Origin of the sequence: Pseudomonas sp. 29 (assembly GCF_002754355.1) — a bacterium.
GTDB lineage: Bacteria > Pseudomonadota > Gammaproteobacteria > Pseudomonadales > Pseudomonadaceae > Aquipseudomonas > Aquipseudomonas neuropathica.
The window spans coordinates 3395848-3410651 of the sequence record NZ_PEEY01000001.1; the positions used below are offsets into that span (position 1 = coordinate 3395848).

Annotated in this window: 12 protein-coding genes and 2 pseudogenes; 4 read left to right on the top strand and 10 right to left on the bottom strand. The window is 59.4% G+C overall.

Annotated elements, in window-relative coordinates; all coding sequences use genetic code 11:
• Genes CLU80_RS15800 through CLU80_RS15810 form a run of 3 tightly spaced genes read right to left on the bottom strand, consistent with a single transcriptional unit; the run spans position 1 to position 1767 of the window.
• Positions 1–276, bottom strand: coding sequence for a phosphopantetheine-binding protein (locus CLU80_RS15800; protein WP_093430104.1), 276 nt, complete (start codon positions 274–276; stop codon positions 1–3).
• Positions 254–1066 (bottom strand): lysophospholipid acyltransferase family protein, encoded by an 813-nt coding sequence (locus CLU80_RS15805; protein WP_093430105.1) that lies wholly within the window; start codon positions 1064–1066, stop codon positions 254–256. Before CLU80_RS15805 ends, CLU80_RS15800 begins: the two co-directional genes overlap by 23 nt.
• A complete protein-coding gene (locus tag CLU80_RS15810) occupies positions 1042–1767 on the bottom strand; it encodes a beta-ketoacyl synthase chain length factor (protein ID WP_099757796.1) in 726 nt (241 codons plus the stop codon). Before CLU80_RS15810 ends, CLU80_RS15805 begins: the two co-directional genes overlap by 25 nt.
• Positions 1768–2123: 356 nt before the next feature.
• Here CLU80_RS15810 and CLU80_RS15815 point away from each other — a divergent pair, with 356 nt between their 5' ends.
• On the top strand, positions 2124–2894 hold the full coding sequence (locus CLU80_RS15815) for a ParA family protein (protein WP_034152927.1): 771 nt from the start codon (positions 2124–2126) through the stop codon (positions 2892–2894).
• Positions 2895–3024: 130 nt separating this feature from the next.
• Here CLU80_RS15815 and trxC read toward each other — a convergent pair whose 3' ends face one another.
• The 6 genes and pseudogenes from trxC to CLU80_RS30680 form a co-directional block, all read right to left on the bottom strand.
• Positions 3025–3459: a thioredoxin TrxC gene (gene trxC / locus CLU80_RS15820; RefSeq protein WP_099757797.1), complete on the bottom strand. Its 435-nt coding sequence runs from the start codon at positions 3457–3459 to the stop codon at positions 3025–3027.
• 80 nt (positions 3460–3539) lie between these two features.
• Positions 3540–5003 (bottom strand): protein adenylyltransferase SelO, encoded by a 1464-nt coding sequence (gene selO, locus CLU80_RS15825; protein WP_099757798.1) that lies wholly within the window; start codon positions 5001–5003, stop codon positions 3540–3542.
• 48 nt (positions 5004–5051) lie between these two features.
• A complete protein-coding gene (gene mscK, locus CLU80_RS15830; RefSeq protein WP_099757799.1) occupies positions 5052–8405 on the bottom strand; it encodes a mechanosensitive channel MscK in 3354 nt (1117 codons plus the stop codon).
• A gap of 34 nt (positions 8406–8439) precedes the next feature.
• Positions 8440–10182: a potassium/proton antiporter gene (locus CLU80_RS15835; protein WP_099757800.1), complete on the bottom strand. Its 1743-nt coding sequence runs from the start codon at positions 10180–10182 to the stop codon at positions 8440–8442.
• A 323-nt stretch (positions 10183–10505) separates the two neighbouring features.
• Entirely contained in the window at positions 10506–11378 is an 873-nt protein-coding gene (locus CLU80_RS30675) for a methyl-accepting chemotaxis protein (protein WP_371042268.1), read from the bottom strand.
• Between the two features lie 30 nt (positions 11379–11408).
• A pseudogene (locus CLU80_RS30680) lies at positions 11409–12161 on the bottom strand (MCP four helix bundle domain-containing protein); the annotation flags it as partial.
• A 248-nt stretch (positions 12162–12409) separates the two neighbouring features.
• Between CLU80_RS30680 and CLU80_RS15845 the strand changes: the two are divergent.
• Together CLU80_RS15845 and CLU80_RS15850 are read left to right on the top strand one after the other, a co-directional pair.
• Positions 12410–12640: a hypothetical protein gene (locus CLU80_RS15845; RefSeq protein WP_007909525.1), complete on the top strand. Its 231-nt coding sequence runs from the start codon at positions 12410–12412 to the stop codon at positions 12638–12640.
• Complete coding sequence (locus tag CLU80_RS15850; protein WP_064117128.1) at positions 12637–12939, top strand: cell division protein ZapA; 303 nt, start codon at positions 12637–12639, stop codon at positions 12937–12939. The genes CLU80_RS15845 and CLU80_RS15850 overlap by 4 nt, the downstream gene beginning before the upstream one ends.
• A 58-nt stretch (positions 12940–12997) precedes the next feature.
• Here CLU80_RS15850 and CLU80_RS15855 read toward each other — a convergent pair whose 3' ends face one another.
• Complete coding sequence (locus tag CLU80_RS15855) at positions 12998–13369, bottom strand: hypothetical protein (RefSeq protein ID WP_099757801.1); 372 nt, start codon at positions 13367–13369, stop codon at positions 12998–13000.
• 296 nt (positions 13370–13665) lie between these two features.
• Between CLU80_RS15855 and CLU80_RS30685 the strand changes: the two are divergent.
• A pseudogene (locus tag CLU80_RS30685) lies at positions 13666–14691 on the top strand (cache domain-containing protein); the annotation flags it as partial.
• Between the last annotated feature and the right edge of the window lie 113 nt (positions 14692–14804).

A 14804-nucleotide genomic window follows, 5' to 3' on the forward strand; every position in this document is an offset into this window, starting at 1 on the left:
TCAAGCTGCCTGTTTTGCCGTGACGAACGCCGCAAGGCTGGCCACGTTGGTGAAATGGTTACGGGTGTCTTTGGCGTCGGCGTCGATCTTGATGCCGTATTTTTTCTGGATGGCCAGACCCAGTTCCAGCGCGTCGACGGAATCCAGGCCCAGGCCTTCGCCGAACAGTGTTTGCTCGTCTTCGATGTCGTCGACGCTGATGTCTTCGAGGCCGAGGGCGTCGATGATCAGCAGTTTGATGTCACGCACCAGGCTAGGGGTGTTCAGATCGCTCATCTTCGGCGAGCTCCTTAATGAAATATGAGTGCAAATAATCGTTGAGCTTGCGCGAGGCTTGCGGTGCAGGGCCTTGCGCGGCGAAGGCTTGTGGGTCTATATCGGCCCCGACGCGAAAACTGAAGTGCACACGGCGGCTGGGGATCCGGTACCACGGTTCGGCTTTGGTCAATGTGGTCGGGCTGACCTTGATAATCACCGGCGTGAGGATTTTCGCACCGCGCAGGGCAATCGCCGCAGCGCCCCGATGAAAGGCCGGCGCCTGCCCCGGCTGGGTGCGCGTGCCTTCGGGAAAGATGATCAGGGTCTGGCCGTTTTGCAGGGATTGGGCGGCGGCATCGAGCATGTCCATGCTGCCGTCATTACTGATGTATTCGGTGCGGCGCAACGGGCCACGGGTGAAGGGGTTTTCCCACAGGCTTTTCTTCACCACGCAATTGGCCTGGCGCACCAGACCGATGAGGAACACCACGTCGATCAGCGACGGGTGATTGGCGATGATCATCTGTCCGGGTCGACCGAGACGTTCGGCGCCCTGAATGTCATAGGTCAGCACACCGGTGCGGGCCATGAACCGGACGAAAAACCAGAACAGCCGGCTGACGGTCTGCCGCGCGCGTTGGCGATGCACAACGGCGTCACCGGGCAGGCAAGCCAATAGCGGAAACACCAGCAAACGCAGGCACAGCCCGCCTAGCCCGAACAGGGTAAAGCTTGCGGCGGTGGCCAGCAGGCGCCAGTAATAGGCATCGCGGTTTTTTTCGGTCACGGGTTGCGTTGCCAGGTCCATACACGATTTTTCCAGGCATGTTGGCAATGGGTTTGCTGGCCGAGCAGGGTTTGCAACAGATTGAGCGCGTGGGGCCAGTGCGCTTTTGACCGTGTTTCTGTGACGCTGTTCAGGGTCAGCCGCCAGTCGGTACCGGGGGTGAGCAAAAGACCGAGCGCGTAGGGAAACGGCACATCGTCGATCCACGCTGAATAGGCTTCGGGTGGTTGTTCTTCGGTGATCACCAGCAACACCGCCGGGGCGCCTTCATTGAGCAGCGCCGCTGCTTCGAGCATGCCGTGCTCAAGTCCGTCGCCGGCTGCGGCGAGGGCAGTCATTTCACTGGTTTCGCCACGCATGATCGACCACAGACCGATGATCGCGTTGTGCACGGACAGGCTGAACTGGGTCGGCGACAGCGGCTGTTCGGTCGCCAGATCACTGAGGATGTCGTAAGTCCGTGGGGTTTCACCGTGGCGCGAGACGAACACCAGCGGCAGGCTGTCCCGCCCGTCGGCCAGGGGCCAGCCAACGCTGAACGCCATGCGTGCCAGACGACTGAGGCGGCGGCGCTGCATGGCCGGCAAAAACGACACATCGGGCGCGGCATCACTGCGCTGGAGTACGACCGGTTGTCGGCTCCAGGCCTGCCAGGCGTCCACGCTGTCGAGGCCAGGGGCCCACGCGCGCCATTGGGCGATGTTGAAGTTGATCACGGACATTCATCCCGCCCCTGCGGGCTTTCGTTGACGCGTTTGGTCGCCAAAACCGCAGCAGGCTTGACGTGGCGCTTGGCGCCGGGTGGCGCGCATTATCCCGGTGCGACGAGTGTGTAGCAAATGCTGGTTACATTTTGCGCAACGAAATGTACCGAGTGGTTCGCAAGAAAACTGTCACTTGGCCATTATCCAGATTGTCAGCGGCTTGTCTGTCGGGGATCGCGGCGATCAATGGCGGTAATTGCGCTATCTGTCCGCGGATATTTGCACCTGACTCTGTAGTCCATGTCCATGAAGGTAGCGAAGCGAGGTCACGCGCATCTACACTCGGTCATTCTTTGATACACGGAGGTTTTGTCATGCGGCGCGTGGTGTTCAATCAGAAAGGTGGGGTAGGCAAGTCCAGCATTGCCTGCAATCTGGCGGCGGTCAGCGCCAGTGAGGGTTATCGCACGCTGTTGGTCGATCTCGATGCCCAGGCCAACTCCACTCAGTATCTGACCGGGCTCACCGGCGATGACATTCCGATGGGTATTGCCGACTTCTTCAAGCAGACCCTGTCTTCCGGGCCGTTCTCGAAGAAGAATCAGGCGGACATCTACGAAACCCCGTTCGACAACCTCCACATCATCACCGCCACGGCGGAGCTGGCCGACCTGCAGCCCAAGCTTGAGGCCAAGCACAAGATCAACAAACTGCGTAAGTTGCTCGATGAGTTGTCTGAGGATTACGACCGGATTTACCTTGATACGCCGCCGGCGCTGAATTTTTATGCAGTATCGGCGTTGATTGCTGCCGATCGCGTGCTGATCCCTTTCGATTGCGACAGCTTTTCCCGTCAGGCGCTGTACGGGCTGATCGCGGAGATCGAGGAGTTGAAGGACGACCACAACGAAGGCCTGGAAGTCGAAGGCATTGTGGTCAACCAGTTCCAGGCCCGGGCGAGCCTGCCACAGCAGATCCTCGATGAGCTGATTGCCGAAGGTCTACCGGTGCTGCCGGTGTACCTGACCAGTTCGGTGCGCATGCGCGAATCGCATCAGGCCAGCATGCCGCTGATCCACCTCGATCCCCGGCACAAGCTGACCCAGCAATTCGTCGAACTGCACAACTTGCTCGAAGATCACTGATCCCTTGAGCTATCCATGAACACCTGTGGGAGCGAGCTTGCTCGCGAATGCGTCAGTTCAGTAGACATCTTCGTTAACTGATCCACCGCTTTCGCGAGCAAGCTCGCTCCCACAGGGGGGGTGGGGTGTGTCAGATCCCTTGGCTACGCAGCCACGCCATCAACTGCGGCAACGGCAACGCACCACTCTGCCGCGCCACTTCCCGGCCGTTCTTGAACAGAATCAGACTCGGAATCGAGCGAATCCCCAACTGCGCCGACAACTGTTGATTGGCCTCGCTATCAAGCTTGGCCAAGCGGCACTTGCCGGCCAGCTGCGCCGCCGCCTGCTCGAACACCGGCGCAAACGACTTGCACGGCCCACACCATTGCGCCCAGACATCCACCAGCAACGGCAGATCACCCTTGATCTGGCTGGCGTAATCGCCTTGCTTGAGTTCGAAGGGTTTGTTCAGCAGCACGGCGGATTTGCAGCGTCCGCACTTGGGTTGATCCGCAAGGCGCTCGGCAGGGATGCGGTTGAGGCCGTTGCAGGAGGGGCAGGGGATGAGGAGTGGGTCAGTCATATTCGGCTCGTTGGCGTTCAGCGTTTCGTACGACTTATCTGGAGCCGTACGAACTGTTTATCAAGATGAGGCGCTGGCACTCAGGAAGAACAACTGATCTCCAAATGCTTGCCCCACTCCGGTGGCCGCTCGGCATAAGCCTCCATCCCCGGCTGCTCCTCAAACGGTTTGCTCAGCACCGCATGCAACCGGCGTACCTCCGAGTAATCCCCTTGCTCTGCCGCATCAATGGCTTTTTGCGCCAGATAGTTGCGCAGGATGTATAGCGGATTGACCGCATGCATCCGCGCTTGGCGCTGCGTTTGATCAGCATCGCCATCGCGGGCAACCCGGGCCGCGTAGCGTTCACCCCAGGCATCAAAACCCTTGATGTCGACGAAATCGTCGCGCAAACGGGCAACGGCTTCTAATGCGGACTCTTCACCGAGTCGGCGGAAGAACAGCGTGTAGTCGACGCCGCTGTTCTGCATCAGTTGCAGCAGATTTTCCAGCAGTGTTTGGTCGTCATCTTCAGCTGTGGTGAAGCCTAAACGGCGGCGCATCAGGTCGAGGTAATGCGCCTGAAACAGCGGCAAGTACAGGCCGAGGGTTTCGCGCAGGGCTTCGACGCTGATGAACGGCGTCAGTGCCTGCGCCAGCGCGCTGAGGTTCCACTGGCCAACCGGCACCTGATTGCTGAACGAGTAGCGCCCTTGATCATCCGAGTGATTGCAGATGAAGTTGGCGTCGAAATCGTCGAGAAAAGCGAACGGGCCGAAGTCGAAGGTGATGCCGAGGATCGACATGTTGTCGGTGTTCATCACGCCGTGGCAGAAGCCATAGGCCTGCCACTTGGCGATCAGTTCGGCGTTGCGCTCGACGATCTCGCGGAACATCGCCAGATATGGTTTCGGCTGTTCCAGGCACTCAGGGAAATGCATCGCCAGAACGTGTTCGCCAAGCTGCTTCTGCTGCTCGGGGCGCTTGGTGTAATAGAAGTATTCGAAGTGGCCGAAGCGGATATGGCTCGGCGCCAGACGCAGCACCATCGCTGCGCGTTCCTGCTTTTCGCGCCATACCGGGGTGTCGGAGCCGATCACGCAAGCCGCGCGCGATGAAGGAATGTTCAACGCGTACAACGCTTCGGAAGCAAGGAATTCGCGGATCGACGAACGCAGCACCGCACGGCCATCACCCATGCGCGAAAACGGCGTCTGCCCGGCGCCCTTGAGGTGCAAGTCCCAATGCTCGCCGGCAGTGTTGTAGACCTCGCCGAGCAGCAAGCCCCGACCGTCACCCAGTTGCGGCGTGTAGCCACCGAACTGATGCCCGGAGTAAACCATCGCCCGTGGTTCGGCATCGGCCCACAGCTTGTGGCCACCAAACAGTTCGGCAAATTCGTTGGTTTCGGCGGTCGCCGGGTTGAGATCCAGCAAGGCCAGCGCCGCCGGGCTGGCGACGACCAGACGCGGATTATCGATCGGCTCGGGCAGCACGTGGGCGGAGAACGCGTCGCCCAGGCGGGCGAAGCGATTGTCGAAGGTCAGTTCGTCGAGGGCTTTCAAGGGCCGGCTCCAGCAGAATGTCCGAGCATTCTGCTGGGAATAGACCGGTTAGTCGAGTTTGGCCGGCGGTGGCTCTTGCAGCGGTTTCTGATCGTCGGCGATCGGCACGATGGTTTTCGTTTCCGGCTCGATCGGCACCATCTTGTATTCCTGGCCCTGAAGGTTCTTCAGGTACACCTCCATCTGGCGGAACGAGATGTTGATGTGCTGCTTCTTGAACTCGCGGTTGATGAAGCGGTTGACCTCATCAAGCACCGGGTTGCGGTCACCGAGGTCGCGCACGTGCATGCGCAACTCGTGGTCGAGGGTGCTTTCGCCAAAGTTGAGGAAGTACACGTGCGGCTCAGGCTCTTTGAGTACACGCGGGTTTTCGCGGGCAGCCTTGAGCAGCAGCTCCTTGACCAGATCCAGATCGGAGCCGTAGTCGACGCCAAGTTTCAGCGTCACGCGGGTGATGGTGTCGGTCAGCGACCAGTTGATCAGTTGTCCGGTGATGAACGTCTTGTTCGGGACAATGATGTCCTTGCGGTCGAAGTCGGTGATGGTCGTGGCGCGGATGCGGATCTTGCTCACCGTGCCCGACAGGTTGCCGATGGTGATGGTGTCACCGATCCGCACCGGGCGTTCGAAAAGAATCATGATGCCGGAGATGAAGTTCGCAAAGATCTCCTGCATACCGAAACCGAGGCCGACCGACAGCGCCGCCACCAGCCATTGCAACTTGTCCCAACTCACGCCGAGGGTCGACAGGGTCGAGACGAAGCCGACACCGGCGATCACATACGACAGCAACGTCGTGGTTGCGTAGGCACTGCCCTGAGCCAGATTGAGCTTGGACAGCACGAATACTTCGAGCAGGCCGGGCAAGTTGCGCGCGAGGGCGAAAGTGATGCCGATGATGATCAGTGCACCAAGCATGTCGCCGATGCTGATTGGCACCATGCTCATGTTGGCGCCGGTGCCGCTGGTGTATTCGTAGAGGGTGATGTTGTCGAGGTACGAGAACACCGAAATCAGATCGGACCAGACCCAGTACAGCGCCGCGATGAAGCCGCCGAGCAGGGCCAGACGGATCAGGCGCAGGGACTGTTCGTTGACCTTTTCGATGTCCAGCGCCGGCTCTTCGATCACCGCTTCGCCGTCGCCGGCCTCTTTCGCCGCCTGCCGTTTGGCCAGGGCACGCTGGTAGGCCAGACGTCGTGCGGCAACGCTCAGACCGCGCACGAAGGTGGCTTCGATCACCAGCCAGAACATCAGCAGGTACAGGGTGTTGATCAACCGGTCGCTGAGCTTCAGCGCGGTGTAGTAGTAGCCGAAGCACACCGCCACGAACAACGCGATCGGCAGCAGGGTGAACATCACGCCGACGGCTTTGCGGAACAGCGAAGTGTTCTCGTGGGCCGGGCTGCTGATCAGCAAGCGACTGAGCAGCCAGGCCATCAGGGCATAGCAGGTCAGCACCACCGGCATGCCGAGCACGTCGTCTGCCAGTGCTGCCGGTTGCAGTTCGGCCACGGCGACAATAGTCACCAGCGCCATGACCACCAGGCCCAGTCGACGGATCCAGCCTTGCAGGAACTCGACCTGCGGCTTTTCCCAACGGAAGTGCAGTTCTGCCACACCACCCGGCGCGAGAATCCGGTAAGCGGTATAGAACACCAGCCATGCCTGGCCCATTTGCAGCAGCGCCGCGCCCATGTTGGCGTTCTGCCCGCGAGCGTCGATCTGCAACGCCAGACCACACAAGGCCAGGCCCAACGCGACCGGCATCGCCAGCAGAATATTGATCAGAATCGCCTGCGGGGTGTGCCATTGACTGTCGCGTTTGAAGTGACCGATGTCCTGGTGAACCTTGTTCAGCCGCGCGTACAGATTCTTGCGCCGCCATAGCAGAGCACCGATCAACAGCGCCAGTGGCAGGAACAGCAACGGACGCTGGATCAGACCGTCTGTCAGCTCACTCAGGCTGGAGGCCCACGGCAGGGTGTCGACCTGGCGTTTCAGGCGCTCCGGCACCGCGCGCATCCATTCCAGATCCAGCGGCTTGTTGCTGGGGATCCAGAACATCTGCTCATCCAGCGTTGCGCGCAGGCTCTGTGCGGTGCTCAGCAGTTGTTTCTGGTTGAGCTGCAGGGTGATCGACTCGTTGAGCATGGCGCTCAGTTCGCGGTTCAACCGCTCCAGCAGATCGGCGCGGGTGTTGGCCAGATCCAGCAGGTTTTTGCGCAATTGCGGCGTGACCTGCTCCGGCGGCTGCGTGGATAGCAGGTTGTCGACATAGGCGGCGGGATTACTCAGTTGCTCACGCTGCTGGCTGACGTCGAATTGCCACAAGCGAATGTCGGCGATCTGATCGGCCAGGTCGCGGTCGACCTTGAGGCGCGGCAGGGCTTGTTTCTGCTTATAGAGAATCTTCGACAGCAGCAGGCTGCCCTTGAGCACGCTGATCTGCTCGTCCAGCGCTGAATCGCTTTGGGTCAGGCTGTCGAGCTGTTGTTTGGTCTGCAGATTCTGCTGGGTGACTTCGTTGAGGCGGTCAGTGCTTTTGAGCAGGTAGTCGGAGAGCTTGAGGTTCGCCGTGCTTTCGATGGCCAGCAGACTGCTGCTCCCGGCCTTCTGCGCTTCGATCGACTGTTGGGTAACGGTTTCCTGCGACTGCGCCAGACGCTTCTGGTTGATCAGGGTTTGCAGTTCCTGAATCTCGCGGTCGAGGCGGTCGGACTTCTCCGATAGCAAGTCATGCTGGGCATTGCCCAGATCCTGCAACTGGCTGTTGCCGGCCAGCTCCTGACGGCGCAGCGGGATCAGCGCATTCAGCGCCGCCAGTTCCGCGTTCAACTGGTCGCGCTGCTCGGCGGTGACGGTTTTACCCGCGTCCTTGCCGGATTTGAGGATGTTGTTGATCTGCTGGATGCGCGTCTGGCTGGCGGATATCTCCGCTTGCGCGCGTTCGGGACGCGTCTGCGCGGTGATGATCAGGCTGTTAGCGTCGGCGAGGGCTTTTTGCAGGTCACTTTGCTGAGTCGAGCGATCGGTGAGGATCTGCTCCAGTTGTTGGATCGACTCTTTGGGAAAACGCTGTGCCACCGGCACCACGGCCGTAGCCTTGAGGCGTGTCAGTTCGCGGGTGTTTTCAATCGTTTGCTTGGGCGCGGTGGCCAGCTGCTGCTTGAGATCGATCAGCTTCTGTTCGTAATCACGCTGGTTGTTCAGCTGATTGAGCGTGTTCTGCAGGACGGTCTGCAGGCTCTTTTTATCGGCATCCGGCAGTTTGCTGTCGGCGAGTTTGTCGAGGCTGGCCTGCACGGCGTCGCTGGACGGTGGTTCGGCGGCGTACAGCGGGCCGACAGTAAGACTCAGGCCCAGCAGGGCCGCGGCGAAAAAGGAGCGCAGGGTAGGCATAGAGACCGGTCAAGCAAGTGAGAGTGGACGCAGTTTAGAGGAAGAGCCCGGGGCCCGGGCGACTTCCTTCGGGGAATCTGACGCCCACTTTGCCGATCTTGTTCCCGTCCATGACCGCAACCGTCCAGTGAGTGTTGTTCCACTCCACCTGGTCGCCAACGATCGGTGCACCACCGACCTTGTGGGCAATGAACGCGCCCAGGGTCATGTCCGGATCGATGCCCTCGGCCGGCAGGCCATACAGCGCTGCAACCGCTTTAAGCTGGGCGTCTCCTTCGAGTACAAAATCGCCGAAGAAACGCAGATCGAGACCGCGTTGCGGCGCCTGGCTGAACAGTTTTCCGAGGGCGCCGAGGTTGTGTTCATGGCCGATAACGCACAGTAAATCATCGACTTCCAGCACCGTACTACCCGACGGATGGAGCAGTTGCTGGCCACGAAACAGTGCCGCGATGCGCGTACCTTCGGGCATTTTCAGCTCACGCAGGGGCGAACCGATGCACCATTTCTCCGCGCCCAGCTTGTACACGAACAGCTCCCACTCGCTGGTGACGTGGACTTCCAGTGCGGCCCGGGAAATCGGCGCCGGCTCTGGCGGCACGGTCACCTTCAATAGCTTGGCGACCCACGGCAGGCTCGTACCTTGCACCAGCAGTGACACCAGCACGATGAAGAACGCAAGGTTGAAATACAGCTGCGCGTTCGGCAGCCCGGCCATCAGCGGGAACACCGCGAGAATGATCGGCACCGCGCCGCGCAGGCCAACCCAGGAAATAAAGGCTTTCTCGCGGCCATGGAACGCCTTGAACGGCAGCAGGCCGACCATCACCGACAGCGGCCGCGCAAACAGAATCATCCATAGCGCCAGACCCAGCGCGGGCAGGGCGATCGGCAGCAAATCGTGCGGCGTCACCAGCAGCCCCAGCACCAGAAACATGCCGATCTGCGCCAGCCAAGCCATGCCGTCGAGCATGTGCAGAATGCCGTGACGGCTGCGCACCGGACGGTTGCCGATCACCAGACCGCACAGGTAAACGGCAAGGAAGCCGCTGCCATGCAGGGCGTTGGTCAGGGCGAATACCACTAGACCGCCAGCGATCACCAGAATCGGATACAGACCGGCAGCGAGGTTGATTCGATTGACCAGTTGCAGCATCAACCAGCCACCGCCCAGGCCGATGACGCCACCGATGCCGAACTCGCGGATCAGGTGGGTCAGCAGGCTCCAGTGCAAACCGGGCTGGCCGCTGGCGAGCATGTCGATCAGAGTCACGGTGAGAAACACCGCCATCGGGTCGTTGCTGCCGGATTCGATTTCCAGACTGGCGGTCACCCGCTCGTTCAGGCCTTTGCCGCCGAGCAGCGAGAACACCGCTGCGGCGTCGGTTGAGCCAACGATGGCACCGATCAACAAGCCTTGAATCAGATTGAGATCGAACAGCCAGGCAGCGGCCATGCCGGTCAGCCCGGTAGTGATCAACACCCCGACCGTGGCCAGCGACAACGCCGGCCATAACGCCACGCGGAAACTCGACACCCGCGTGCGCAAACCGCCGTCGAGGAGGATCACCGCCAGGGCGAGGTTGCCGACCAGATAGGCCGTGGGGTAGTTATCGAAGATGATCCCGCCGCCATCAACCCCGGCGGCCATGCCGACCGCAAGAATAATGACCAGAATCGGGATGCCGAGGCGGGAAGAGAGTGAGCTGACGAGAATGCTTGCACCTACCAGCAACGCGCCGATCAAGAACAGGCTGTTGATGGTCGTCGCATTCAAAGGCAGTACTCCAGAAGCGTAAAGACGGGCACAAACTGACCATGCAGTCTGCGTGCCAGCGATTCTAACCTGTTGAAATGTGATGCTGTCAAAAAGGTTTTTACGCTGGGGGATTCGAGGTTTTGGTTCGGCTGGCGATTGCTGCCCTCACCCTAGCCCTCTCCCGGAGGGAGAGGGGACTGATCGCGGTGTTTGTTCAAGCTACACCGACCTGAAAATCCTGAGTCGAACTCAGGTTTTGAAAACACGAAGATCTGCCCCCTTTCCCCCTCTCCCTCTGGGAGAGGGCTGGGGTGAGGGGCTTTTGACCTTAATCTCAAAATTTACAGGCTGAACCGCCCAACCATGTTGTTCAGGTCCAGCGCCAACCGCGACAGTTCATTACTCGCCGCACTGGTCTGATTCGCGCCGGTCGCCGATTGCACCGACAGATCACGAATATTCACCAGATTACGATCCACTTCCCGCGCCACTTGTGCCTGCTCTTCGGCGGCGCTGGCGATCACCAGGTTGCGCTCATTGATCTCGACGATGGCGGTGTTGATGGTGTCCAGCGACATGCCGGCACCTCGAGCAATGTTCAGCGTCGACTCGGCACGCTCGGTGCTGTTACGCATCGAATCCACGGCGTGTTCGGTGCCACTCTGAATGCTGCCGATCATCCGCTCGATTTCGCTGGTCGACTGTTGAGTGCGGTGCGCCAAGGCACGTACTTCATCCGCCACCACGGCAAAACCACGACCGGCCTCACCGGCACGTGCCGCTTCAATCGCTGCGTTCAGTGCCAGCAGGTTGGTCTGATCGGCCAGGCCACGAATCACGTCGAGCACCTTGCCGATGTCACGGGATTCATTGGCCAGATCGCCGATCAGGCTGGCAGTGCTCTGTACATCGGCACTCATGCGTTCGATCGCGCTGACTGTTTCCTGGACCAGGTCACGACCGTCGCCAGCCGAAGTGGTGGCGTTCTTCGAGGCTTCGGAGGTGCTCACCGCATTGCGGGCGACTTCTTCTACGGCGCTGGTCATTTCGTTGACCGCAGTGGCCGCTTGTTCGATCTCGTTGTTCTGCTGAGTCAGGCCACGCGCGCTTTCGTCGGTGACGCTGTTCAGCTCTTCAGCCGCTGAAGCCAACTGAGTGGCCGAGCCGGAAATGCGTTGCAGGGTGTCACGCAGCTTCGATTGCATCTTGGCCATGGCTGCGAGCAGGCGACCGGCCTCGTCTTCACCGTCAACGTGGATCGGCTGGGTCAGGTTGCCTTCGGCGATGGTTTCCGCAGCGTCCAGTGCTTTGGAAATTGGTTTAGTGATGCTCACCGTCAGCAGCCAGGCGAACAGGAAGGTCAGACCAGTGGCGATCACCAGCAGGGTCACCACCAGATCAAACGCCGAAGAGTACTGATCGGCCGCTTGCTGATTGGTCTCGCTGATCTGCTCGCCGTTGATCTGCATCAGACGGTTGAGCACGGTGTTCACCGCTTCGGAGTTGTTCAGCAACTCGGTGTTGAGCAGGGTGCGCAGCTCATCCACCTGGTTGTTGCGCGACAGGCTCTTCATGCGGTCTTCGATTTGGCGGTACTGGCCAAGCAACTGCACGTACTGGTCATAGGCAGCACGCTCTTCGGGGCTGCCGATCAGCGGCTCGTAATCGCTCTGGGCCTTGCGGATCTGCTGGTTACGCATGTCCAGCAGCTCAACGGTTTTCTGCTGCACGTCTGGCTCGCGGTTGACCAGCAAGCGGTACGACAGCACGCGCAGGCGCAGGGTCAACTGGGTGAACTCGTCGAGGTTCTTGATGCTCGGTACGCTGGTGGACGAGATGTTCTCGGCTGCACCGCGGATTTTGCTCATCTGATTCAGTGCGAACACACCCAGAATCAGCATCAGGCCGCCGATCAGGGCAAAGCCGGTAAACGCCCTTGGGGCGATATTCATATTGCGGAGGGACATGGGCGGATACCAAGAGAGGGCCGCATCCATGCGGGCTGAGACTGCGATATGGATGACTTATCGGTCATGCGACTAAAGTCTTGAGGCACTGTGCGTATTTGTCGCATAGGGGCCGGGGCGACGAAGTGCAGGAACCAGATCGGCAGATCACAGTCTTTAAAACTCGCGAGAACGGTCGGCCACCAGGAAAATCAAGGCTTTGCGCCGGTTTAACCCTGGCATCCGTGATGACTTTTCTTTATCGTACGCGCCCTTTGAAAAACGCTTGGAAGATCAAAATGTTGGAAGCATCCCTCAGCCAATTGGAACAGCTCGTCAGCGACCTGGTGCAACAGAACCAGACCCTCGCGCAAACCAACCAGACCCTGTCCACGGAACTGGCTCAGGCCAAGGATGAAAACGAAAGCCTGCAACTGAACCTGATGGAGCAGGAAGAAAAGCACGGCGCCACCGCTGCACGTATTCAAGCCCTGGTTGATCGCGTCAACGCAGGTCCTGTCAGCGCATGAACCACCATACAGCAGGGGTAAAAGTCGTCTCCATTCTCGGGGAGGACTATTCGATCAAGGCACCGGCCGGGGAAGAACAGACCCTGCTGGACGCGGCCATGATGCTCAAGGCAGCGCTGGATGACACCAAGCGCAAATACCCGACACTGATCGGTGACCGCTTGCTGGTGCTGGCGGCGATGAATCTGTGCTCGCAGCAGATTGAAATGAAGAAGCAGCACAAAGAAGAACTCGACCGTTACCAAGAGCAAGTCAGCGCCACGGTCGACACCATCGCCAAGACCATCAATCAGGGTTGAAGCGCGTTTTTGCAGCGCCTCGGTACTTCGAGGCGCTCATATATGAACGGCTCTGTGTTTATTGAGTTTTAGTCACTGGTTGCCAGTAGATCTTTCTCAACCACTCTCCGTTGGTTTGCTTCTTGAACTCTCCGTGGGAGACCCTGTAGGTCGTCTCGTCGATCGTCACTTCATCTCCGCGCGAAAGCAGGTTTATATATTCTGATCCTGCGATCGGCTGAGTTGTACTGAACGTCGCGCCTGAGAACGTGGTGATCGTAGCTTTGTAATGGATTACGGGGAAAACCATGACTTCGGTGAAGTGTTTTCGAGTGATCATCGATAGCATGCTGGACCCGTCGACAAAGTCGCCGACCTGCGCTGATTTCACAAACGTATCGTTGTCAGACATTGTCTGTACAAAGCTTTCAGCTGGACTTGTATCAGCCATGATCTTTCTCCTGCTAGTACAGCGTGAGTCTGTGAAGCGAATGCTTGGGCACAGACAGGGAAACTGCAATCTATGCCACGCGATGCGACCTGTAACCTGTCAGAGTTGACAGTGCTCTCCCCATGAAATCGGCCCGCTTCTTGCTGTTCGAAGATCACTGCTTTAAGGTTTGTCTCTTGTTTGCGTGATTTTTGTATACATTTGGCGCGACAGTTGCAGTGTTTCTGCCTCTTATTCTTTGGGGGTGCTCCATGCAGTTGTGGCGACGCAGTATTCAATGGCAGCTGATTCTCAGCATGGGCACGGCCCTGCTGGTCAGCATCCTGATCGTGGTTGGCATTTATACCCTGGTGGTCAACCGCCTCGCCCAGAGCTATCTGGTCGAACAAGCACTGCCGTCGAGCATCGAAGCGACGCGCAACGATATCGAACGGATCCTTGTGCAACCGCTGACAGCCGCCAAGGATATTGCCAGTAATACGATGGTCCGTGACTGGCTCGCCTCAGGCGAAGACAGCAGCAAAACGGCTGGCTTCGCGCAGTATCTGGAAGGCATCCGCGCCGAACATAAAGCCTTCACTGCTTTGATCATCGGCACCGAATCCAATCACTACATCACCGAAAAAGGCCTGGATCGCACCCTCAGCCGTTCAAAACCGGCTGACGCGTGGTTCTATTCCTTCCTCGACAGCAATCAGCCGCGCACTCTCAATATCGACAACGATGGCGCCACCGGAGAACTGGCGCTGTTCATCGATTTGAAGGTCGAGCAGGCCGGTAAAGTGGTCGGTGTGGCTGGGCTCGGTTTGAGCATGAAAGAGCTGTCGGAGCTGATTCACAACTTCAGCTTTGGCGAGCGCGGCAAGGTCTATCTCGTGCGTTCCGATGGTTTGATCCAGGTGCATCCCGAGGCGCAATTCAGCGGTAAGCGCACCCTGACGGAGCAGATTGGCGCCTCCGCTGCTCAAGCCGTCATGGGTCAAAAAAATGCTGTGAGCAGCAGCTTCCAAAGGGAGGGTGAAGACTTCCTCGCCTTCAGCCTGCCGCTGCGCGATCTGGGCTGGACCCTGGTGGCCGAAGTGCCGCAATCGCAGATCTACGCCGAAGCCCGTAAAGCGATGTGGATGAGCGGCGGTATCGGTCTGGCCGTAGCGCTGGTGTGCCTCGCTCTGGTGGTGTGGCTGGCGCAAGGGCTGGTGCGGCCGATTCGTCAGGTAACAGCGGCGCTGGTAGCGATTGGTAGCGGCGGTGGAGATTTGACCCACCGGTTAGATTCCAGCCGCGCCGATGAGTTGGGCGACCTCGCGCGCGGCTTCAATCGTTTCCTCGACAGCCAGCGCGGGATGATCGGCGAAGTACTGACCACCAGCGAGCGTCTGCGCACGGCCGTGGGGCAGGTGGCGAAGGTAGTGGAGAACACCGCTGAGCGTTCTGG

Excerpts from the sequence above, each read along its gene's own strand:
- CLU80_RS15800 (WP_093430104.1), bottom strand. The coding sequence starts at position 276 with ATGAGCGATCTGAACACCCCTAGCCTGGTGCGTGACATCAAACTGCTG.
- CLU80_RS15805 (WP_093430105.1), bottom strand. The coding sequence starts at position 1,066 with ATGGACCTGGCAACGCAACCCGTGACCGAAAAAAACCGCGATGCCTAT.
- CLU80_RS15810 (WP_099757796.1), bottom strand. The coding sequence starts at position 1,767 with ATGTCCGTGATCAACTTCAACATCGCCCAATGGCGCGCGTGGGCCCCT.
- CLU80_RS15815 (WP_034152927.1), top strand. The coding sequence starts at position 2,124 with ATGCGGCGCGTGGTGTTCAATCAGAAAGGTGGGGTAGGCAAGTCCAGC.
- trxC (WP_099757797.1), bottom strand. The coding sequence starts at position 3,459 with ATGACTGACCCACTCCTCATCCCCTGCCCCTCCTGCAACGGCCTCAAC.
- mscK (WP_099757799.1), bottom strand. The coding sequence starts at position 8,405 with ATGCCTACCCTGCGCTCCTTTTTCGCCGCGGCCCTGCTGGGCCTGAGT.
- CLU80_RS30675 (WP_371042268.1), bottom strand. The coding sequence starts at position 11,378 with ATGGCCAAGATGCAATCGAAGCTGCGTGACACCCTGCAACGCATTTCC.
- CLU80_RS15845 (WP_007909525.1), top strand. The coding sequence starts at position 12,410 with ATGTTGGAAGCATCCCTCAGCCAATTGGAACAGCTCGTCAGCGACCTG.
- CLU80_RS15850 (WP_064117128.1), top strand. The coding sequence starts at position 12,637 with ATGAACCACCATACAGCAGGGGTAAAAGTCGTCTCCATTCTCGGGGAG.
- CLU80_RS15855 (WP_099757801.1), bottom strand. The coding sequence starts at position 13,369 with ATGGCTGATACAAGTCCAGCTGAAAGCTTTGTACAGACAATGTCTGAC.